Genomic DNA, 20,092 nt, shown 5'->3' on the forward strand with positions numbered 1-20,092 from the left:
CGCCCGGTGTAGCAGCCGCTTTCCGACGCAATCAATGAGCACCGCACGCTTTGGTGCAAGCGCTTTCCTGTCCTCACCCTCCGCAGTGGAACCGGGCGTTCCCCCAGTCCGCGTGGTCGTTGCCGTTGCCGTCACCGCCGTCCCCGACGACCAGCTCGACGTACGTGGCCCCGGAGACGTCGGCGGTCAGCGACCACGCCGCGTCCCTCGCCCCCAGGACCGGCGACGCCACCTTCTGCGTACCGTCGGCGAGGACGCTGAACCGGACGGTGCCGCGGGTGGTCTGGACGTCGTCCACGCCGACCTCGGCGGTGAAGGAGGTGCACCTTCCGCCCAGGTAGTAGCGGACCTTGGCCGGGGCGTGGGTGCCCAGGCCCTTCGCGTACGTCACTCCCCCGATCCGCAGCGGGCCGCCGTCACCGGTGCCCGTCTCTCCGTTGGACACGTCGCGCTCGACGGGTCCCCAGCCGTTGGTGGCCGAGGTCCAGTCCAGATCGCTCGCCCAGCTGTCCGTGGTGGGCGGCGGAGGCAGCGTGCGGACGCTGGTGGCGGCGGTCAGCTTCCGCGCCTCTCCCCCGAGGCCGTACGTGAGCGTGGAGCCGAGCGGGTACGTGCGGTAGGCCGCGTCCACCGGGGGTGTCACCTTCCACGTGGCGGTGGCCTTCGCGCCCGCCGCGACCGTCTCGAAGGCGACCGGGGCGGCCGGTTCGGCGGTCCAGCCCTCGGGGAGTTCGAGGGCGGCCGTGGCTCCGGTGACGGCGCTCGCCTCGTCGTTGGCGAAGGTGGCCGTCACCTCGTTCGCGCGGCCCGGCTCCAGGGTCTCCGGGGCGGCGAGGGTGAGTGTGCCGCAGGCGGCCTTCTCCGCTGCGGGGCCGAGGTCGGTGACGGTGAAGGAGTCGAGGACGACGTCGGCCCCGTCCGGGGCGTCGGCGCGCTTGCGCAGTCCGGTCCAGGTGTCGCCGCAGCCGGCCGTCACCGTCTCGGTGAAGTGCCCTGTGGTCCGCTGCTGCCCGAGGGGCGTGCGCCGGGTCTCGACGGAGGTGCCGTTCGTACGGTCGTAGCCGGTGACCCACTCGTAGGCGCCCGCGTGGCTGGACTGGTAGTCGTACGCGATCCGGTAGCTGTGCCCGTCCTTCATCGGCACGGTCCAGGGCGCGGTCCGGTAGACCAGGCCGCTGTTCTCGTCGTGGGACTTCAGCGACTCGGCGCCGCTGATGACGTCGTCGATCAGCTTTCCGTTCCAGCCGGCCTGGGTGTACGGGGCGTTCAGCTGGGCGATGTGGGTGCGCGGGTCGGTGGTGCCGCCCGAGTCGCCCTTGAGGAAGGGTCCCCAGCCCTGGTCGACGGCCTCGAAGTCCTCGTACACGAGCGCTCCGGCCTTCGTCGCCGGGTTGTTGGCGACGATCCGTACGTCGTCGATCCGGACGGCGGCGGCGCTGCCGCCCGCGGCCTCGATCTTCAGGGTCGCCGTCCCGGTGGCGGGGGCGGTGAACGTGGCCTTGGCGCGCTGGAAGTGGGTGCCGTTCCAGTCGGAGGCGGCGACCCGGTCCTCCAGGGCGGAGCGCGCGACGGTGGCGGCCGCGCCGGCGACGGAGAGGGTGGTCGGGCGGGACTTCCCGGGGGCGACCTCGATCAGGACGGAGGCGGTGTAGCGCGAGCCGGGTGTCAGGCCGGTGATCTGCTGGCGTACGGACGCGGTCGCGGAGCCGGTGAGCTTCGCGCTGTTGCGGCCCTGGCCGTCGGTGTCACGGGCGACGGTCCCGGCCGTGCTCCAGGCGGCCAGCTTGGCGTCGTTGAAGCCGGGGTCCTTGACCGGGGTGCCTTCGCCCCAGCGGGGGTCGCGCGGCTCGGGGGCGACGCTCGGGTAGAGGACGTAGGGCTGTCCGGCGACGGCGTCGAGGGTGATCTTCCCGCCGCTCGGCCGTACCGTCCCGGTCTTCACGCGGCCGTTGTCGGTGAGCTTGTGGACGGAGTACGAGCCGGTGCCGGGCACCGCCCAACTGGTCTTCCCGCCCGCCTTGTTGTAGTGGTACAGCTTCGTGCCGCCGCCCCAGGGCAGGAGGTAGTTCTCGCCGTCGAGGACCTTGCGGCCGTTGTCGTAGAAGGTGCGGCGGCCGTTCTCGACGGTGCCGCGCACGCCGCCCGTGAAGGTGAGGTCGTCGCCGTTCCAGCGGGTGATGCGCTGCTGCTGGAGGTACTTGGCCGGCAGGTTCTTCTGCCAGATGTTGGCGTAGAAGCGGTTCCAGTCGGTCTCGCCTGTCCAGCCCTCGAAGTCCTCGAGGGCGGTCTGGCCGAGGACCGGGTGGTTGTTCCAGACGTCCTTCTCGCCGTTGCGGATGAAGCGGATGATCCGGGAGTTGAGGCCCTTGTTGGTGGCGCCGCCGTAGTCGAGGTCGTTGGCCCAGTGGGACCAGAGCGAGGCGCGCTCGAACTTCTCGGACCACTCGGTGGCGACGTTCCACCCCTGCGACTGAACAGCCTGGACGGTCTTGTCGGCGATCCAGCCGTGCGTGTAGTAGACGTCGATGTAGAGCATCGACAGGTTCGGGTCGGTCTCGTTCCTGAGCTGCTGGAAACGGCGGGCGAGGTCGCCGCTGTTGATGTCCCGGCGCTGGTCGATGTAGTAGCTCTGGCCCAGCCAGTTCCAGCCGGGCCTGGTCTTGTCGACGAGCGTCTCGCTGAAGTTCTTCGCCTCGGGGTACGACTCGGTGGCGTTGACGTGGACGCCGAAGCCGGCGCCCCACTTCTTGCCCTCCTTCAGGAGGGTGTTGAGGTCGGCGAGGCCGCCGGCGCGCTTGTTGTAGTTGCCGCCGTAGTCGGGGTGGGCGGAGTCGTGGCCTTCGGAGCCGTACCCCTTGAGCAGCGCGAACTGGCCGAGGCCGTCGGTGGCGAGGGAGATCCGCTTGACGTCGTCGAGGGTGCGCAGGAAGGGGTGGGTGGCGTTGGAGGCGAAGTTGAACGGGATGTGGGCGACGACCCGGTCCGGGGTCTCATCGCTGCCGGGGGCCTTGATGCCGATGGCGGGGAAGGCGAGGGCGCCGTCCTGCCAGTCGGTCCTGCCGTCGGCGTTGGCGTCGGGGGTGACGACGACCTTGGCCCAGGGGAGGTTGTCGCCGCTCTCGGGGGCGGGGGCGCCGGCGCCGCGGTAGGTCCACTGGCCGGACCAGACGCCGACGCGGGTCTCGGTCGCGGTCCTGCGGGCCTGGTGCCAGAAGCGGGCGCCGTCGCGGGCGCTCGGTCCTGCGGGCTTGTCGTAGGAGGAGTTGGACTCGACGGCGGCGGCGAGCCGGCCGGTGTTGACGATCGCGTAACTGGCGCCCGCGGGGGCGGCCTCGGCCGGGGTGGCGTCGGTGATGTCGGCGAAGACGTCGGCGGTACGGGTGGAGTCGGGGTCGAGCCGGGTGAACGCGGTCTGGGCGCCGGTGTCCGAGGAGCCGACGGAGACCAGGTCGTGGCCGGGTATGTCGAGGGTCCCGACCCGGAAGGTCTCGGTGTCGCGGACGGCGGTGACCTTGAAGGTGGTGGCCCGGCCGCTGACGCTCAGGGTCGCGTCGATCTCGACGCCGGGCAGGTCGGGGAAGGCGAGGGTGTACGCGGCGGTGGTGGCGGTCAGGACGGGGGCGGCCTTGGCCTGGACGGCGTAGGCGGTGCCGTTGAGGACGACCTGGGTGACCGGGGCCGTACTGCCGAGGAGGCGAGCGCCGGTGCCGCGGTCCATGTACGAGACGACGCGGGGGAAGTCCTCGGCGACGGCGACGGCGAGCTGTTCGGAGCCGATGACGGCTTCGGCCGCCGGTGACACGGGGGCTTCGGCGACCGCCGGTCCGGGCAGGGCGAACACGACCGACGAGGCGACGGCGAGCGCGCAGGCCGCACGGATTCTTCGCGACGTGGGGAGGGGCTTGGGGAGGGACATGGGGACTAGTTGGCCCGGGGCGCGCGACACCGTCAACGAGATCGCGCCCCGGCGGCCCCAGCAGTCCAACAACCCCCTTCGGTTAGTCCAAGTGACCACCGAAGAGGGCTTCTCGGCGCGGGGACGGCGGTCAGCAGCCGCCGCAGTTGTAGTACGTCACGTCCCAGTGGTTGCCCTCGTCGGCGTAGATGTTGCCCGAGCCCGACTTCCACTGCGGGGCCCCGTCACCGCGCAGGCCGATGTAGCTGAAGTTGTTCTTGATGTAGTTCCCGACGCAGGTGTACTTGCTGTAGTCGAGCTTGTAGCCGTTCCAGTGCGAGTACGTGCCACTGGCGTGTCCGACCTCGGTGCCGCCCGTGATGTTCAGGGCGCAGCCGCTGGCGCTCTTGAGGGTCTGGGCACCCTTCGCGGTGGCAAGGTTGAGCTGCTCGAAGGACGTGCAGGTCGAGTTGTAGCGGTCGGAGCAGCCGCCGGACGAGGACCACGTGATTCCGGAGTTGCGGAACATCGAGATCGCGGTGGCGTGGCTGATCTTGGTGACCGCGTGGGCGTCGGTGGCGGCGGTGAGGACGCCGACGCCGGGGGCGAAGAGCGCTCCCAGGACGAGGGCGAGGGCGGTGAGGACCGAGCGGAGCTTCATAGGGGTGCCTCCTGCTGATGACCGTGACGAGCGGGACGGTGGTGCAGGTGGAGCAAGCAGTTCCGGTCGAGCAAGGAGATGGTGCCCGAGGTCTACGCGCGTCCGCCAGGGGTCGGCGCCACTTTTCGGTGAATGTCGAAGAACCGGACCAGAAGATGTTGAAACTTGAACGGAATGGAGTTACGGTCGTTCTCGTTGAAGGTTCAACAAGCAGGGCATCCCGCCCCGCGTCATCCCGCGCACCGTCCCCAAGGAGCACGTCATGGGCATCTTCGGCCGCAAGAGCAACGAGACCACCGCCACCACCGTCGCCACCCTCCCCGTCGACCCGGCGCTGGCCGCGCTGACCGGCGACTACACGATCGACCCGGCGCACAGCAGCATCGGCTTCACCGTCCGTCACGCGATGGTCACCAACGTGCGCGGCACCTTCGCCGAGCACGAGGGCACGCTGACGCTGGACGGCTCGGACCCGGGCGCCTCCACCGCCTCGATCGACGTCAAGATCGCCTCCATCGACACGGGCATCGCCGACCGCGACGGCCACCTGCGCAGCGGTGACTTCTTCGACGCCGAGCAGTTCCCGCTGATGACCTTCCGCTCCACGGAGGCCGCGCAGCTGGGCGGCGACACGTACCGCATCAAGGGCGACCTCACGATCAAGGACGTGACGAAGCCGCTCTCCATCGACCTGGAGTTCAACGGCGCGGCCACCGACGTCTACGGCAACGAGCGCGTCGGCTTCGAGGGCTCGGCGGAGATCCTGCGCTCCGACTGGGGCCTGACCTGGAACGCGGCCCTGGAGACGGGCGGTGTCATGGTCAGCGACAAGGTGAAGCTGAACTTCGACATCTCCGCGATCAAGAACGCCGGCTGAGTCCGACGGGATCCGTCCCGAGTCCCCTGCGGCACACACGAGCGCGCCCGCCTCTCCGTCACGACGGAGGGCGGGCGCTCGGCGTGCTCGTCCGGCCCTCTTGTCAGTGGGAGCCGCTAGCGTCGGCGGCATGGAATTCCGTATCGACAGCGGCGACTTGACCGAAGCGGTGACGTGGGCGGCCCGCGTCCTGCCCGCGCGCTCCCCCGTGCCGGTGCTCGGCGGGCTGCTCCTGGAGGCGAGACCCGGGCGGCTGCGGGTCTCCGGGCTCGACTACGAGGCGTCGGCGTGCGTCGAGGTCGAGGCGGACACCGTGCGGGAGGGCAGGGCGCTCGTCCTGGGGCGGCGGCTGCTCGACATCTGCAAGGTGCTGCCCCACGGCGGTGTGGAGTGCGCGGTCGAGGGGGCGCGGCTCTCCGTGACGGGTGGGGAGGCCCGCTTCGGGCTCTCCCTGCTGCCGTTGGACGACTATCCGGCCCAGCCCGCCCTCCCCGCGCTGCGGGGCGTGGTGGACGCGGACGCCTTCGCTGCGGCGGTCGGTCATGTGGCGGTGGCGGCGGGCCGGGACGACTCGCTGCCGGTGCTCACGGGGATACGGCTCGCCCTGGACGGTACGACGATGACGCTGGCGGCGACCGACCGCTACCGGTACGCGGTCCGCACCCTGGAGTGGAAGCCGGAGGACGGGGGCGGGGACGGGGGCGGGGGCGGGGGCGGGGGCGCCGAGGCTGCCGGGGCCGCCGATGTCGTGGTCCCGGCCCGGCGGCTCACCGACATCGCCCGGTCGCTCACCGGCGCGGGGCCGGTCAGGCTCGCCCTGGACGGCGGCTCGGTCGGCTTCGAGAGCGAGGGGATGCGGACCACGACCCGGCTGCTCGACGGCCGCCTCCCCCGCCACGACAAGCTGTTCGCCCTCGGGGAGCACGCGGTCGCGGTGACGGAGCGGGCCCCGCTGGTCGAGGCCGTGAAGCGGGTCGCCGTCGTGGCGGAGGGCGACAGTCCGGTCCAGCTCGCCTTCGCCGGCGAGACCGTGCATCTCCAGGCCGGGTACGAGGACGACGTGGCCTCCCAGCGGCTCCCGGCCACGCTCACCGGGGCGGAGTCCATGACGGTCGCGTTCAACCCCGGGTATCTCCTGGACGCGCTCGGCTCGTTCACCACCGACTCCGTCCGCTTCCACCTGCTCGGACCGGGCCAGCGCGCGTTGATCACCGACCGGCCGGGCGGGGTCCACCAGCACCTGCTGATGTCGGTGAAGCCTCTGGTCTGAGATCTCGGACCGAGGGTCAGAACCCGCCGCCGCCGAAGTCCCCGCCGCCCCCGAAGTCGCCGAACCCACCGCCACCGCCGCCGAAGTCGCTCGACCCGAAGTCACCGGAGCTGAATTCCGCGCCGGAGAAGTCGCCGCCCTCGAACTCCCCGCCCCCGTACTCGGAGGCGTAGGCCGGGGTCGAGAGCATCGAGCCGAGCATGGTGCCGACGAGGAGACCGGGGAGCATGCCGCCGCCGAAATAGCCCCCGGCCCAGGGACCGTACGCCGGTCCCGCCTCCCAGTACGGGCGGCGGCCGTCGTACGTATCGACCGTACGGGCCAGAGGCTCCTGCCCGTCGTCGAGGCGGGCCGCGTCGGCGGCGCACACCGGGACCTCGCGGGCGGAGCCGCCGGCCGGGGTCCAGGTCCGGTCCTCGGTGGCGGGGCCGTGGCGCGGGTCGAAGAAGCAGGGCGGGCGGCGCTCGGGCAGCGGGCGGGACTCGCGGCGGGCGGCCAGGACGGCGAGCGACCAGCGGCCGTCCTCCAGCTGCTGGGTCACGCCGCGGACGTCGTGCGGACGCGTGGCCGAGCCCATGAGCGACTTGGCCTTGTCGTACGAGTCGAGCGCGCGTTCGTAGTCGTCGCGCATCGCGTCGTCGGCGCCGGGCTCGGCGGGGTGGAAGTCGAGCCGTTCGAGCTCCTCGCCGAAGGCGGTGATGTCCTCGTCGACGACGACCCGGAGCTTGTCGAGGGCCTCGCGCTCCTCGGCCTCCTTGCGGAGCCGGTTGCGGCGGACGATCGCGTACGCGCCCGCGCCGCCGGCGGCGACGACCGCGCCGAGGGTGATCAGACCGCCGACGGGAACACGGTCGTCCGTGCCCACGGTGCCCCAGGAGGCGGGCGCGGAGCCGCGCAGGGTCGGCAGGGCCTGGTCGACGAAGTTGTTCAGCTCGGTCCTGGCGTCGACACCGGGCTGGCGTACGGAGGTGACCAGGTTGTCCACGGCGTCCGCGGACATCACCGCACGGTCGGCGGCGGCGTCGAACCCGTCACCGAGCCGGACCCCGTACAGCCCCGTCACACCGGTCTGGGTGCGCAGATTGCGCAGCAGATCCTCGGGCGGGTACTCGGCGGTGGCGGGCAGCACGGCGATGAACAGCGGCTTGTCCGCGTCCTCGATCTTCTGGGCGAGGGCGTCCGCGTCCGCCTTCGACAGCTGGTCGGCGGCGCCCGGATCGACGTACACCGGGCCCTGCTTCAGAGCCGCGGCCACGTCGGATATCCCCGTGACCCCGGCCCCAGCGGAGGGCGCCAGGGCCAGGAGCAGCAGCAGCGCCAGCCCGGCGAGGGCCGACAGAAGGTGGAACGGCCTGGTCCTCATACCATCGAAACTACCCCGAATGGGTGAAGCCAAGACATATGAGGACGAGACTCCCGGAACATCCGTGCCGTTACTCGGGGGGCTCGACGCCCGCCCGCAGCAGTCCGTAGGTGTACGCGTCCTCCAGGGCCTGCCACGAGGCGACCAGGATGTTCTCGCCGACCCCCACCGTCGACCACTCGCCGTTGCCGTCGCTGGTGGTGATCAGGACGCGCGTCGCGGAACCCGTGCCGTGGCGGCCCTCCAGGATGCGGACCTTGTAGTCGACCAGCTCGAACTTGGCGAGCTGCGGGTAGAACCGCTCCAGGCTCGTCAGCAGCGCCTGGTCCAGCGCGTTGACCGGGCCGTCGTTGCCCTCAGCCGTCGCGACGATCCGCTGGCCCTTGGCCCAGATCTTCACGGTCGCCTCGTTGGCGTGCAGGCCGTCCGGACGGTCCTCGACGATCACCCGCCAGGACTCCGTACGGAAGTAGCGGCGGGCGCGGCCCTCCACCTCCTCCCGGAGCAGCAGCTCGAAGGAGGCGTCGGCGGCCTCGTAGGTGTAGCCCTTGAGCTCGCGCTCCTTGACCCGCTCGACGACCCGGCCGACCAGCTCGCGGTCGCCGCCCAGGTCGACGCCGAGCTCCTTGCCCTTCAGCTCGATCGAGGCGCGGCCGGCCATGTCGGAGACGAGCATCCGCATGGTGTTGCCGACCAGCTCGGGGTCGATGTGCTGGTAGAGGTCGGGGTCCACCTTGATCGCGGAGGCGTGCAGACCGGCCTTGTGGGCGAAGGCGGAGACGCCCACGTACGGCTGATGGGTGGAGGGCGTGAGGTTGACGACCTCGGCGATCGCGTGCGAGATCCGGGTCATCTCCCGCAGTGCGCCGTCGGGCAGCACCTTCTTGCCGTACTTCAGTTCCAGGGCGGCGACGACCGGGAAGAGGTTGGCGTTGCCGACCCGCTCGCCGTAGCCGTTGGCCGTGCACTGGACGTGCGTGGCGCCCGCGTCGACGGCGGCCAGGGTGTTGGCCACCGCGCAGCCGGTGTCGTCCTGGGCGTGGATGCCGAGCCGGGCGCCGGTGTCGGCGATCACGGTGGCGACGACGGCCTGGACCTGGGCGGGGAGCATGCCGCCGTTGGTGTCGCAGAGGATGACGACGTCGGCGCCTGCCTCGTACGCGGTGCGGACGACGTCCTTGGCGTACTGCGGGTTGGCCTTGTAGCCGTCGAAGAAGTGCTCGCAGTCGACGAAGACCCGGCGGCCCTGGGAGCGCAGGTAGGAGACGGTGTCGCGGACCATCTCCAGGTTCTCGTCCAGGGTGGTGCGCAGCGCGAGTTCGACATGCCGGTCGTGCGACTTGGCGACCAGTGTGATCACCGGCGCGCCGGAGTCCAGCAGCGCCTTGACCTGCGGGTCGTCGGCCGCGTTGCCGCCCGCCCTGCGGGTCGCGCCGAACGCGACGAGCTGCGCGTTCTTGAAGGAGATCTCCTGCTGGGCGCGGGCGAAGAACTCCGTGTCACGCGGGTTGGCTCCGGGCCAGCCGCCCTCGATGAAGCCCACGCCGAAGTCGTCGAGGTGCCGCGCGATGGTCAGCTTGTCCGCGACGGTGAGGTTGATGCCTTCACGCTGCGCGCCGTCGCGCAGCGTCGTGTCGAAGACATGGAAGCTGTCGTCGAGGCGCGGGCTCTCGTCGGTCTCCGTGGTCATGACTGTGATGGCTCCTGTCGGATGTGGCTCCGGAAGGTCTGGATCCACTTGCCCCCATTCTCACGCGTCGTCCGTTTCCGGCGATGGTGGGGCCGGAAAACGAAAAAACCCCTCGCGGGTGCGAGAGGTCTGCGCGCGGGTCTGGGGCACGGTGTCCACTGCCGCGGGGGTCGAGTCGCGGTTCAGCGGTCACTGCGGACCGGCGCGCTGCTGCCGATAATCATGGTGGTAGCAAGCACGTCGGCAGTCTGCCATACCCCCACGGCACGCGGGATGCCAGTCTCACGATGCGGGCGACGAGCCATCCGTACGGGCACTCCACTCGCGCTCGACCTTGCGCATCAGCGCCGGGTAGACGAAGAGGTACCGGAACGGCTTGATCAGGGCCATGTAGGCGGCGCCGAGCCGTCCGTTCGGCTTCACCAGGACCGTCATCCGACCGCGGTAGCCGCCGCCCGACGCGTCAGCGACCCAGCCCATGTGCATGACCGTGTGCACGGTCTTGTTGGCCAGTTCCGCCGCCCACTCGTCCTTCAGCAGGTAGACCGAGGTGAAAGGGAGGAACTCCGGCCCGGCGGGCGCGTCGCGCAGGTCCTGCGGCAGCCGGTCCCTGAGCGAGGCCACCCGGGAGCCGAGGCCGGCCTTCTCGCGGTCCAGGCCGAGCAGCGCCCCGATCTTCCACCGGGCCGCCCACAGCAGGCGAACGACGAGGGGAGCGCCCTCCGGGAAGTCGCCGGAGACGGTCTGCGCCACCAGCCGGGGGAAGTCGTCCGGGCCGCCGGGCGTCGGCAGCGCCCACACGTCCTCGACCTGGAAGTCGGGGGTGAGTTCGTGGATGCGCCAGGGGCGCGAGGTGTGTGCGGTCTTCGGCAGTCTCATGCGGGGACCTCCGTAGGGGGATCGGACGGCGGCAGACCGAGGACGCCCCGGATCGCCCTCTCGACGAGGACGACGTCGTGCGGGACATGGCCGGCGAGATGGCTGACGAGCCCTTCGAGCGTGCCGAGGTAGGCCAGCGCCGTCTCCTGGGGTGGCGGGCCGGGAGGGATCGCGCCGCTCGCACGCCCCGCCGCGACCCGTCCGGCGCACTCGGTGACGAGTCCCTCGAAGATCTCCGCGATCGCCTGGCCGACGGGATGGTCCCGCCCGGCGAACTCGGCCCACAGCTTCCTCATCACCTGGGCCACGTCACGGCGGCAGTAGACGGCATGGCCGCGCGCCGTCGCGAGCAGCGCCTCCACGGGGTCGGCCGTCTCCGCGGCGGGCCGGCCGACCTCGTCGGCCCAGGTCTCCTCGACCCACTTCACCACCGCCAGCGCCAGTTCCTCCTTGTTGGCGAACTGGTGGTAGAGGGCGCCCCGGGTGTAGCCCGCCTCGCTCGCCACCCACTCCAGCGCCAGGTTGCCGTAGCCGTACGTGGACAGTCCGCGGGCCGCGGCCTCCAGCAGGGCGTTCCTGGTCCGGGCGCGCCGGTCCGCCTGCGTACGGCGACCCTCTTTACGTACAGACATGTATGTAGGTTACTTTGGACCCGTGCAGTGCCGCAAGACGGACCGATGCCCGGGGAGGGCCTCATGAAGACTGGCAAGGCAGGCAAGGCAGGCAAGGTGGGGATGGTGGCGCACCACTACCCGCACGCCGCTCACCGCGAGGAGTTCATCGCGCGCGTCCACCAGGTCGCCGAGGAGTTCCGACGGACCCCCGGCTGCCTCTCGGCCGAGTGCTGGACGGCGGGGGACGCGGTGGTGTCGATCGTGCGGTGGGAGTCCGAGGGCGCGCGCGACGCATCGCTCGCGGCCGTGATGGGGGCAGGGCTCGACCTCGCCTACGACGACCGCGAGTCACGCCCTCGCGAGATCCTCGGACTCGTCGAGTCCTGACCGGTCAGCGCGCGGTCGCGGGCGCCGCCTCCGCCGTCTCCTGGCCGGGCACCCGCGGCCCCCTGCCCACCCGGCCCAGGTCGATGTCGCGGGTCTCGCGCATCGTCAGGTACACGATCAGCGAGACGGCCGCGCAGCCCGCCACGTACCAGTAGAAGCCCGACTCGATCCCCGCGTCCTTGAACCACAGCGCCACGTACTCGGCCGTGCCGCCGAAAAGCGCGTTGGCGATGGCGTACGGCAGGGCGACGCCGAGCGCGCGGATGCCGGTCGGGAACAGCTCCGCCTTCACGCACGCGTTGATCGAGGTGTAGCCCGTGATGACGACCAGCGCGAGGAGCGAGAGTCCGAGGGCCGGCCAGAAGGAGCCCGCGCTCCTGAGCATCGTCATGATCGGCACGGTCAGGAAGGTGGAGCCGACCGCGAAGGTGATCAGGAGCGGGCGGCGGCCGATCCGGTCGGACAGCCTGCCCGCGAGCGGCTGCAGACAGGCGAAGACGATCAGCGCGCAGAACGAGACCAGGGTCGCCGTCTGCTTGGGCAGCCCGGCGGAGTTGGAGAGGTACTTCGTCAGATAGGTGGTGTACGTGTAGTAGGCCACCGTGCCGCCCATGGTGAGGGCGATGACGAGGAACGCCTCGCGCCGGTGCGCCCAGAGCGCCTTGAGGGTGCCCTTCTCGCCGTGCGCGACCCCGTCGTCGGCGGTCTCCTCGTACACCTCCGTCTCCAGCATGTTGCGCCGCAGGTAGAAGACGACGGCCGCGCCGAGCGCGCCGATGATGAACGGGATGCGCCAGCCCCAACTGTGCAGCGCCTCCACGGACATCGTGCGCTGGAGGACGATCTGCAGGCCGAGGCCGAGGATCTGACCGGCCGTCATCGACACGTACTGGAAGCTGGAGGCGAAACCCCGGTGCTGCGGCGCGGACGCCTCGGTGAGATAGGTGGCGCTGGCCGCGTACTCGCCGCCGACCGACAGGCCCTGGAGCAGGCGGGCGATCAGCAGGACCGCGGCGCCGCCGTAGCCGGCGACGGAGTACGTCGGCGCGATCGCGATCAGTAGGGCGGAGGCGGACATCAGCGTCACGGTGAGGGTGAGCGCCGCCTTGCGGCCCTTGCGGTCGCCGACGCGGCCGAGCAGCCAGCCGCCGACGGGGCGCATGAAGAAACCGACGGCGAAGATGCCGGCGGTGTTCATGAGCTTGGCGGTGTCATTGCCCTCGGGGAAGAACGCCCCCGCGAAGTAGGTCGCGAAACTCGCGTACACGAACCAGTCGAACCACTCGACCATGTTGCCGGCAGAACCGACCCAGATCTTCTTCCAGTGCTCTCGTCCCATGACCCCGAACGCTGCCGGACGTGACATCGACGCAACAAGGCCGACGCGGGCAACGATCGGGAGTACTTGCGTGCGTTACGGTCGCCGGATCAGCGTTTCGGCCACGAACTCCCGTACATGCGCGAGGACTTGCTCGCGCCCGGTGCCGGGGATACCCACCGCGACATGGACGCTGAACCCGTCGAGCAGGGCCCGCATCCGGGCGGCGTACCGGTCCGGGTCGACCGCCCGGAACTCCCCGCGCGAGACGCCCTCGGCGATCAGCGCGACCAGGTCCCGGTGCCAGGCCCCCTCGATGGCGGCCTGCCGGGCACGGGCGTCGTCGGTGGCGTTCTGGGACCGGTTCCAGACCTCCAGCCAGAGGGTCCAGTGCGGGTCGCGGGGGCCGTCGGGAATGTACACGTCGACATATCCGTCGAGCCGCTCGCGCGCGGTCCCGGGCCGCGACAACAGCGCGCTCCGCTCGGCACCGAGCCGCCCCTCGCTCCACTCCAGGGTCTGCAGGAGCAGCTCGTCCTTGGTCCGGAAGTAGTAGAGCAGGTGCCCGCTGCTCATCCCGACCTCACGCCCGAGCCCCGCCATGGTGAGTCCGTCGAGCCCGCGCTCGGCGATGGTGTCCATCGCGGCGGCGAGGACGTCCTCGCGGGGCGGGGCGGGATGGTTGCGCCGACGGGGAGAGGCGGGGTGATTCGGGCTCATGCTGCTCACGCATACGTTCTACCTCATGGCCCCGTCGGGCCGGCGCCCGAAGGCGGCGTGCGGGGACGGCACGGCACGGCACGGCATCGCACGCGGCACCGCACGGCACGGCACGGCCGCGGGCTGCCACACAGCCCGCGGCCGGACCGCCGCGTCTCAGACCTTCGGCTGCTGCTGCGTGATGCAGTGGATGCCGCCCCCGCCCGCGAAGATCGCGCGCGCGTCCACCAGCGTCACGATCCGCTCGGGGAACAGCCGGCGGAAGATGCCCGCCGCGATCTCGTCGTTCGGGTCGTCGAAGCCGCAGAGCACCACGCCGCCGTTGCAGAGGTAGTGGTTGATGTACGAGTAGTCGACCCAGTCGCCCTCCTCGTCCTTCAGGACGGTCGGGGCCGGGATCTCCACGACCTCCAGGCGGCGGCCCTTCGCGTCCGTCTGGCGGCCGAGGATGTCGACGTACATCCGGGAGCGCTCGTAGTCCGGGTGGGCCGGGTCCTGCTGGCTGTGGACGACCACGACGCCGGGGCGGGCGAAGGCGGCGACGATGTCGACGTGTCCCTGGGTGCCGAAGAGGCCGTAGTCGCCGGTCAGGCCGTGCGGGAGCCAGATCGCCTTCGTCGTGCCGAGCTTGGCGTGGATCTCGGCCTCGACCTGCTCACGGGTCCACTCGGGGTTGCGGCCCGCGCCGAGCTGGACGGTGTCGGTCAGCAGAACCGTTCCCTCGCCGTCGACGTGGATCGCGCCGCCCTCGTTCACCAGGGGGGAGGAGAGCACGGAGACGCCTGCCAGGTCCGCCACGTGACGGGCGATCTTGGAGTCGTGCTCCCAGCGGGCCCAGTCCTGCCCGCCCCAGCCGTTGAACACCCAGTCCACGGCTGCCAGTTCGGTGCCGTTGGTCACGAACGTGGGGCCGATGTCCCGCATCCAGGCGTCGTCGAGCTCGCGCTCCACGAGCTCGACGTCCGGACCGAGCAGCTCGCGCGCGGAGTCCGCTCCCCCCGGGCCGACGACCATCGTCACCGGCTCGAAGCGGCGTACGGCACGAGCCACCGACGCCCACGCGGTACGGGCCTCGGCCAGCTCCTCGTCGTTCGTGAAGGTGGGGTTCGGGCTGGGCCAGGCCATCCACGTGCGCTCGTGCGGGGCCCACTCGGGCGGCATTCGGAAGGTCATGTGAGGAGTCCTAGAGGAAGTAGAGACGGTTCAGGGAGATGGACGCGGCCGGTTCTGAGCGGATCGGTTCGCCGTCCAGCGACACGAGTCCGGTCCGGCCGTCCACCCCCACCTGGCCGATACGGGAGTTCAGGAGCAGGTCGCCGGGGCCGATGCCGCGCGTTCCGCGGACGGCCACCCGGCGGCGCCGGGTCGGCATCCGGTCGGAGCCGAGGTCGACGGCGGCCTGGGCGACGAAGGCGACCGAGATGTCGGCGGGGGTGGCTCCGTACGACCCGAACTGCGGCCCGAGAACCAGCGGTTCACAGGTGTCGGTGGCCGCGTTCGGGTCGCCCACGACCCCGTACGCCGGGAAGCCGGACTTGAGCACCAGCTGCGGCTTGGCGCCGAAGAACTCCGGCCGCCACAGCACGATGTCGGCCATCTTGCCGACCTCGATCGAGCCGATCTCGTGCGCGAGGCCGTGGGCGATCGCCGGGTTGATGGTCAGCTTGGCCATGTAGCGCAGCACGCGCGCGTTGTCGTCGTGCGCGCCGTCGCCCTCCAGCGGGCCCAGCTCGGCCTTCATCTTCCCGGCCATGGCGAAGGTCCGGCGTACGGTCTCGCCGGCCCTTCCCATCCCCTGCGCGTCGGACGAGGTGATCCCGATCGCGCCGAGGTCGTGCAGGACGTCCTCCGCGCCCATCGTCCCGGCCCTGATCCGGTCGCGCGCCATGGCGGCGTCGCCGGGGAGGTCGGTCTTCAGGTCGTGGACGGAGACGATCATCCCGTAGTGCTCGGCGACCGCGTCGCGGCCGAAGGGGAGCGTGGGGTTGGTGGACGAGCCGATGACGTTCGGCACGCCCGCCATCTTGAGGACGTTCGGTACGTGTCCGCCGCCGCAGCCCTCGATGTGGAAGGCGTGGATGGTCCGGCCGTCGAGGACGCGCAGGGTGTCCTCCACGGACAGGCACTCGTTGAGGCCGTCGCTGTGGAGGGCGACCTGGACGTCGTGGTCCTCGGCGACGCGCAGCGCGGTGTCCAGGGCGCGGGTGTGGGCGCCCATGTCCTCGTGGACCTTGAAGCCGGACGCGCCGCCCTCGGCGAGCGCCTCGACCAGCGGGGCCGCGTCCGAGGACGAGCCGCGGGCGAGGAAGCCGATGTTGACCGGCCAGGCGTCGAAGGCGTTGAAGGCGTGCTTCAGGGCCCATGGCGAGTTGACGCCAACCCCCCAGACAGGACCGAACTCCTGTCCGATGATGGTGGTGACACCAGAGGCGAGGGAGGCCTCCATGATGCGGGGGGACAGCAGGTGGACGTGGGTGTCCACAGCACCGGCGGTGGCGATCAGGCCCTCGCCGGAGACGATCGACGTGCCGGTGCCGACGACGACGTCGACACCGTCGAGGGTGTCCGGGTTGCCCGCGCGCCCGATGGCGTGGATCCGGCCCTCGCGCATACCGATGGACACCTTGCGGATGCCCTGAACGGCGTCGATCACGAGGACGTTGCTGATCACGACGTCGCAGGTCTCACGGACGGCGGCCGCCTTGAGGTGCAGCCCGTCGCGGGCGGTCTTGCCGAAGCCGGCGAGGAACTCGTCCCCGGGCTTCTGGGAGTCCGACTCGACCCGGACGACGAGCCCGGAGTCGCCCAGGACGACCCGGTCGCCCGCGCGGGGGCCGTGCACCGATGCGTACTCGTACGGGTCCATCACTCGCCCTCCTTCGTGAGCTGTACTCCCAGGTAGCCGCAGGCCGCCGCGCGCCGCAGGGCCTCTTCCTTCGCGCCGGGCGCGTCCAGCGGGCCGTCGACCAGGCCCGCGAAGCCGATGGCGACGCGGCCGCCGCCGATCGGCACGAGTCCGACCTCCGCCTCGCCGTCCGGGTCGAAGCGGAACGACGACCCGGCGGGGACGGCGAGCCGCATGCCGTACGCGGCGGCGCGGTCGAAGTCGAGGCGCGGGTTGGACTCGAAGAAGTGGAAGTGGGAGGTGACGCTGACGGGGACGGTCGCGGTGTTGCGGACCTTGAGGATCAGCGTGGGGGGTTGCTCGGCCTCGGTGGGCCCGGGCAGCAGGGCGCCGGGGGCGCCGTCGCCGAGGTTTCCGCCGCCGATCGGGTCGGAGACGACCGCGAGCCGCGAGCCGTCCTCGAAAACGGCCTCGACATGCACTTCGGTGACGACATCGGCCACGCCCGGCAGCACGTCGTCCGGACCGAGTACGGACCGGGCGGCGTCGATCGCCTCGGCGAGGCGCCTGCCGTCGCGGGCCGCCTCGCAGACGGTGTCCGCAATGAGGGCGGTCGCCTCCGGCACATTGAGCCGCAGGCCCCGTGCCCGGCGGGCCCGGGCGAGCTCCGCGGCGCCGAAGATCAGCAGCCGGTCGCGTTCCGTGGGGGTCAGTCGCACGTCGAAAACACCTCCTGTTTGAGCAACACTCTAAACGCTGAAACCTTCACATCCAAGCATTGACGTGGTCCACTGACATGGGTCACATTGAGCGCCGCTCAAAATCTCCCCCACCCCCCACCCCGCCCCCTCTTCCCCGCAGGGAGTACCCATGCCGATAGAACAGCGCGGAGTCGACACCATCCCCGAAGCGGAACGCACCAGCGGTCCGCGCGACCTTCTCTCGATCCTGCTCGGCTCGAACCTCTGCCTCGGAGTGATCATCTTCGGGTGGCTGCCGGTCTCCTTCGGCCTCGGGCTGTGGGCCTCGGTGACCTCCGTCGTGGCCGGCACGCTCGTCGGTGTCGCCGTGACCGCCCCGCTCGCGCTCGTCTCACTGCGCACCGCGACCAACCTCTCCACCTCCAGCGGCGCCTTCTTCGGCGTACGCGGACGGCTCGTCGGCTCGGTGGTCGGGCTGCTGCTCTCCCTCGGCTACACGGCGCTGACGCTGTGGATCGGCGGAGACGTCATGGTCGGCACGTTGGAGCGGCTGATCGGCCTGCCGACCGGCGACGTCACGCACACGGTGGTGTACGCCGTGCTCGCCGCCTGCACGGTCGTCGCCGCGGTCTACGGCTACCGCCTGCTGCTCAAGCTCAGCAAGGCCCTCGCGATCGGCATGACCCTGCTGCTCGCGCTGGGCCTCGTCGCGTACGCGGGCGACTTCACCACGGCCCCCGTGCCCGAAACCCCGTACCTGCTCGGCTCGTTCTGGCCGACCTGGGTGCTGTCGGCGGTCGCCGCCGGACTCAGCGGCCCGGTCGCCTTCATCACGCTGCTCGGCGACTACACCCGCTACATATCCCCCGAGCGGCACAGCGCGAAGACCGTCTGGCGGACCACCTGCCTGGGCCTCGTGGCCGGTCTGCTGATCCCTCAGCTCTTCGGTACGTTCACGGCGTTGGCGGCGCGCGGCGGTCTGGACTACGCGGGCCCGCTCGTCGAGGCCTCCCCCGTCTGGTACTTGGTGCCGCTGCTGCTCGCGGCGACCGCCGGCTCGGTCGGCAACGCGGGTCTGATGCTCTACTCGATGGGCCTCGACCTGGACGCGATCCTGCCGCGCGCGACGCGCTCGCGGGCCACGCTGGTGGTCGCGGTGATCGCGACGGCGTTCGTCTTCCTCGGCCACTTCGCCTCGGACGCGCAGACCGCGATGACCTCGTTCGTGCTGCTGCTCACGGCGATCGGTACGCCCTGGGCGGTGATCACCCTGATCGGGCACGCGCGCTGCGGGGGCGCGTACGACCCGGAGGCGCTCCAGGTCTACAACCGCCGGGCGCGGGGCGGGGTGTACTGGTTCACGGCCGGCTGGCACCCGCGCGCGACGCTGTCGTGGGCGGTCGGTGCCGGTGTGGGCCTCGCGTCGGTGTCGACACCCCTGTACGAGGGGCCGCTGCTCGCCCTGACGGGCGGGATCGACTGCAGCTTCATCCTGTCCGGCCTGGTCGGCGGCGCGCTGTACGCGGTGCTGACGCCGGGCACGGCGGCCACGCCGGAGGCCGTACGGGAGCAGGAACAGGAACTCGCCGCGTCCTGAGCGCACGCGAAGGCCCCCGGGGAGTACCCCGGGGGCCCTCGTCGTCGGCGGAGTGTCGACTAGCCCAGCTCGTGCGTCCAGCCGTGGACGTCCTCGGCCTTGCCGGTCTGGATCGCGAGCAGCGCGTCGCGGAGCTTCATCGTGACCTCACCGGGCTGCCCGCCCGACTGCTGCCACTCGCCACGGGCCGACTTCACCGTGCCGACCGGGGTGATCACCGCGGCCGTACCGCAGGCGAAGACCTCCTTGAGCGTGCCGTTCTCGGTGTCGGCCTTCCACTGGTCGATGGAGACCCGGCCCTCCTCGGGCCGGTAGCCGAGGTCCGCGGCGAGGCGCAGGAGCGAGTCGCGGGTGATGCCGGCGAGCAGGGAGCCGGTCAGCTCGGGGGTGACGATGCGGTCCTCGTACACGAAGTACAGGTTCATCCCGCCGAGCTCCTCGACCCACGTGTGCTCCACGGCGTCGAGGTAGGCGACCTGGTCGCAGCCCTTCTCCGCCGCCTCGGCCTGGGCCAGGAGGGAGGCCGCGTAGTTGCCGCCGGTCTTGGCGTCGCCCATGCCGCCGGGGACGGCGCGGACGCGGTCCTCGGAGAGCCAGATGGAGACGGGCTTCACGCCACCGGGGAAGTACGGTCCGGCGGGCGAGGCGATGACGACGAAGAGGTACTCGTTCGCCGGCCGCACGCCCAGACCGACCTCGGTCGCGATCATGAACGGGCGCAGGTAGAGGGACTCCTCGCCGCCGTGCGCCGGGACCCACGCCTTGTCCTGCTGGACGAGGACGTCACAGGCCTCGATGAAGGTCTCGACGGGCAGCTCCGGCATGGCCAGGCGGCGGGCGGAGGCCTGGAAGCGCCGCGCGTTGGCGTCCGGGCGGAAGGTGGCGACGGAGCCGTCGGGACGGCGGTACGCCTTCAGGCCCTCGAAGATCTCCTGCGCGTAGTGCAGGACGTTCGTGGCCGGGTCGAGGGAGAGCGGCCCGTACGGCACGAGCTGGCCGTCGTGCCAGCCGCGGCCCTCGGTCCAGCGGATGGTCACCATGTGATCGGTGAAGTGGCGGCCGAATCCCGGGTTGGCCAGAATCGCCTCGCGCTCCGCGTCCGACAGCGGGCTGGAGGAGGGCTTGAGCTCGATCGTGGGCGTCGTCATGAGTGCTTGTCCTTCACCGGTTGTGTGTGACGGACCGCGCTCACGCCGCTATCAGTGCTCTGCTAGGACGTCCGAGCTTTCCCGCATGCCGCGGCCCCACGTTCGATTATCGCCCGTGGACGACGGT

General features: G+C 71.1%; 16 protein-coding genes. 4 read left to right on the forward strand and 12 right to left on the reverse strand.

What is annotated here, in order from left to right; all coding sequences use genetic code 11:
* Nucleotides 1-73: 73 nt before the first annotated feature.
* Both FDM97_RS27245 and FDM97_RS27250 read right to left on the reverse strand, forming a co-directional pair.
* On the reverse strand, nt 74-3,916 hold the full coding sequence (locus FDM97_RS27245) for an endo-alpha-N-acetylgalactosaminidase family protein (RefSeq protein ID WP_137993162.1): 3,843 nt from the start codon (nt 3,914-3,916) through the stop codon (nt 74-76).
* Nucleotides 3,917-4,046: 130 nt separating this feature from the next.
* Complete coding sequence (locus FDM97_RS27250) at nt 4,047-4,556, reverse strand: hypothetical protein (RefSeq protein ID WP_137993163.1); 510 nt, start codon at nt 4,554-4,556, stop codon at nt 4,047-4,049.
* Nucleotides 4,557-4,818: 262 nt separating this feature from the next.
* Between FDM97_RS27250 and FDM97_RS27255 the strand changes: the two genes are divergently transcribed.
* Nucleotides 4,819-5,433: a YceI family protein gene (locus tag FDM97_RS27255; protein WP_137993164.1), complete on the forward strand. Its 615-nt coding sequence runs from the start codon at nt 4,819-4,821 to the stop codon at nt 5,431-5,433.
* A 130-nt stretch (nt 5,434-5,563) separates the two neighbouring features.
* Nucleotides 5,564-6,703: a DNA polymerase III subunit beta gene (dnaN, locus tag FDM97_RS27260; RefSeq protein ID WP_137993165.1), complete on the forward strand. Its 1,140-nt coding sequence runs from the start codon at nt 5,564-5,566 to the stop codon at nt 6,701-6,703.
* 16 nt (nt 6,704-6,719) lie between these two features.
* On the opposite strand, the gene FDM97_RS27265 is transcribed toward dnaN, so the two are convergent.
* The 4 genes from FDM97_RS27265 to FDM97_RS27285 form a co-directional block, all read right to left on the reverse strand.
* The gene (locus FDM97_RS27265) at nt 6,720-8,066 is read right to left on the reverse strand and encodes a hypothetical protein (protein ID WP_137993166.1); all 1,347 of its coding nucleotides are present in this window, start codon (nt 8,064-8,066) and stop codon (nt 6,720-6,722) included.
* Between the two features lie 70 nt (nt 8,067-8,136).
* On the reverse strand, nt 8,137-9,756 hold the full coding sequence (cimA, locus tag FDM97_RS27270; protein ID WP_137993167.1) for a citramalate synthase: 1,620 nt from the start codon (nt 9,754-9,756) through the stop codon (nt 8,137-8,139).
* A 282-nt stretch (nt 9,757-10,038) separates the two neighbouring features.
* Entirely contained in the window at nt 10,039-10,635 is a 597-nt protein-coding gene (locus FDM97_RS27280) for a DUF2867 domain-containing protein (protein ID WP_137993169.1), read from the reverse strand.
* Nucleotides 10,632-11,267: a TetR/AcrR family transcriptional regulator gene (locus tag FDM97_RS27285; protein WP_137993170.1), complete on the reverse strand. Its 636-nt coding sequence runs from the start codon at nt 11,265-11,267 to the stop codon at nt 10,632-10,634. The genes FDM97_RS27280 and FDM97_RS27285 overlap by 4 nt, the downstream gene beginning before the upstream one ends.
* A gap of 63 nt (nt 11,268-11,330) precedes the next feature.
* On the opposite strand from FDM97_RS27285, the gene FDM97_RS27290 reads away from it, so the two are divergent.
* Nucleotides 11,331-11,636, forward strand: coding sequence for a putative quinol monooxygenase (locus tag FDM97_RS27290; protein WP_137993171.1), 306 nt, complete (start codon nt 11,331-11,333; stop codon nt 11,634-11,636).
* Nucleotides 11,637-11,640: 4 nt separating this feature from the next.
* Here the strand turns inward: FDM97_RS27290 and FDM97_RS27295 are convergent, their stop codons facing one another.
* The 5 genes from FDM97_RS27295 to ureA form a co-directional block, all read right to left on the reverse strand.
* Nucleotides 11,641-12,975 (reverse strand): MFS transporter, encoded by a 1,335-nt coding sequence (locus FDM97_RS27295; RefSeq protein WP_137993172.1) that lies wholly within the window; start codon nt 12,973-12,975, stop codon nt 11,641-11,643.
* A gap of 75 nt (nt 12,976-13,050) precedes the next feature.
* The gene (locus FDM97_RS27300) at nt 13,051-13,674 is read right to left on the reverse strand and encodes a TetR/AcrR family transcriptional regulator (protein WP_137995054.1); all 624 of its coding nucleotides are present in this window, start codon (nt 13,672-13,674) and stop codon (nt 13,051-13,053) included.
* Between the two features lie 156 nt (nt 13,675-13,830).
* Complete coding sequence (locus FDM97_RS27305; RefSeq protein ID WP_137993173.1) at nt 13,831-14,847, reverse strand: agmatine deiminase family protein; 1,017 nt, start codon at nt 14,845-14,847, stop codon at nt 13,831-13,833.
* 10 nt (nt 14,848-14,857) lie between these two features.
* Nucleotides 14,858-16,540, reverse strand: coding sequence for an urease subunit alpha (locus tag FDM97_RS27310; RefSeq protein WP_137993174.1), 1,683 nt, complete (start codon nt 16,538-16,540; stop codon nt 14,858-14,860).
* Nucleotides 16,540-17,238 carry an urease subunit gamma gene (gene ureA / locus FDM97_RS27315; protein WP_137993175.1) on the reverse strand — a complete coding sequence of 233 codons (699 nt, stop codon included), beginning with the start codon at nt 17,236-17,238 and terminating at the stop codon, nt 16,540-16,542. Before ureA ends, FDM97_RS27310 begins: the two co-directional genes overlap by 1 nt.
* A 151-nt stretch (nt 17,239-17,389) precedes the next feature.
* On the opposite strand from ureA, the gene FDM97_RS27320 reads away from it, so the two are divergent.
* Complete coding sequence (locus FDM97_RS27320; protein WP_137993176.1) at nt 17,390-18,817, forward strand: cytosine permease; 1,428 nt, start codon at nt 17,390-17,392, stop codon at nt 18,815-18,817.
* Nucleotides 18,818-18,876: 59 nt separating this feature from the next.
* Here FDM97_RS27320 and FDM97_RS27325 read toward each other — a convergent pair whose 3' ends face one another.
* Nucleotides 18,877-19,965 (reverse strand): branched-chain amino acid aminotransferase, encoded by a 1,089-nt coding sequence (locus tag FDM97_RS27325; RefSeq protein WP_137993177.1) that lies wholly within the window; start codon nt 19,963-19,965, stop codon nt 18,877-18,879.
* Nucleotides 19,966-20,092: the final 127 nt, after the last annotated feature.

Origin of the sequence: Streptomyces vilmorinianum, assembly GCF_005517195.1 — a bacterium.
GTDB classification, from domain to species: domain Bacteria; phylum Actinomycetota; class Actinomycetes; order Streptomycetales; family Streptomycetaceae; genus Streptomyces; species Streptomyces vilmorinianum.

Excerpts from the sequence above, each read along its gene's own strand:
- FDM97_RS27245 (WP_137993162.1), bottom strand. The coding sequence starts at position 3,916 with ATGTCCCTCCCCAAGCCCCTCCCCACGTCGCGAAGAATCCGTGCGGCC.
- FDM97_RS27250 (WP_137993163.1), bottom strand. The coding sequence starts at position 4,556 with ATGAAGCTCCGCTCGGTCCTCACCGCCCTCGCCCTCGTCCTGGGAGCG.
- FDM97_RS27255 (WP_137993164.1), top strand. The coding sequence starts at position 4,819 with ATGGGCATCTTCGGCCGCAAGAGCAACGAGACCACCGCCACCACCGTC.
- dnaN (WP_137993165.1), top strand. The coding sequence starts at position 5,564 with ATGGAATTCCGTATCGACAGCGGCGACTTGACCGAAGCGGTGACGTGG.
- FDM97_RS27265 (WP_137993166.1), bottom strand. The coding sequence starts at position 8,066 with ATGAGGACCAGGCCGTTCCACCTTCTGTCGGCCCTCGCCGGGCTGGCG.
- cimA (WP_137993167.1), bottom strand. The coding sequence starts at position 9,756 with ATGACCACGGAGACCGACGAGAGCCCGCGCCTCGACGACAGCTTCCAT.
- FDM97_RS27280 (WP_137993169.1), bottom strand. The coding sequence starts at position 10,635 with ATGAGACTGCCGAAGACCGCACACACCTCGCGCCCCTGGCGCATCCAC.
- FDM97_RS27285 (WP_137993170.1), bottom strand. The coding sequence starts at position 11,267 with ATGTCTGTACGTAAAGAGGGTCGCCGTACGCAGGCGGACCGGCGCGCC.
- FDM97_RS27290 (WP_137993171.1), top strand. The coding sequence starts at position 11,331 with ATGAAGACTGGCAAGGCAGGCAAGGCAGGCAAGGTGGGGATGGTGGCG.
- FDM97_RS27295 (WP_137993172.1), bottom strand. The coding sequence starts at position 12,975 with ATGGGACGAGAGCACTGGAAGAAGATCTGGGTCGGTTCTGCCGGCAAC.
- FDM97_RS27300 (WP_137995054.1), bottom strand. The coding sequence starts at position 13,674 with ATGAGCCCGAATCACCCCGCCTCTCCCCGTCGGCGCAACCATCCCGCC.
- FDM97_RS27305 (WP_137993173.1), bottom strand. The coding sequence starts at position 14,847 with ATGACCTTCCGAATGCCGCCCGAGTGGGCCCCGCACGAGCGCACGTGG.
- FDM97_RS27310 (WP_137993174.1), bottom strand. The coding sequence starts at position 16,540 with ATGGACCCGTACGAGTACGCATCGGTGCACGGCCCCCGCGCGGGCGAC.
- FDM97_RS27320 (WP_137993176.1), top strand. The coding sequence starts at position 17,390 with ATGCCGATAGAACAGCGCGGAGTCGACACCATCCCCGAAGCGGAACGC.
- FDM97_RS27325 (WP_137993177.1), bottom strand. The coding sequence starts at position 19,965 with ATGACGACGCCCACGATCGAGCTCAAGCCCTCCTCCAGCCCGCTGTCG.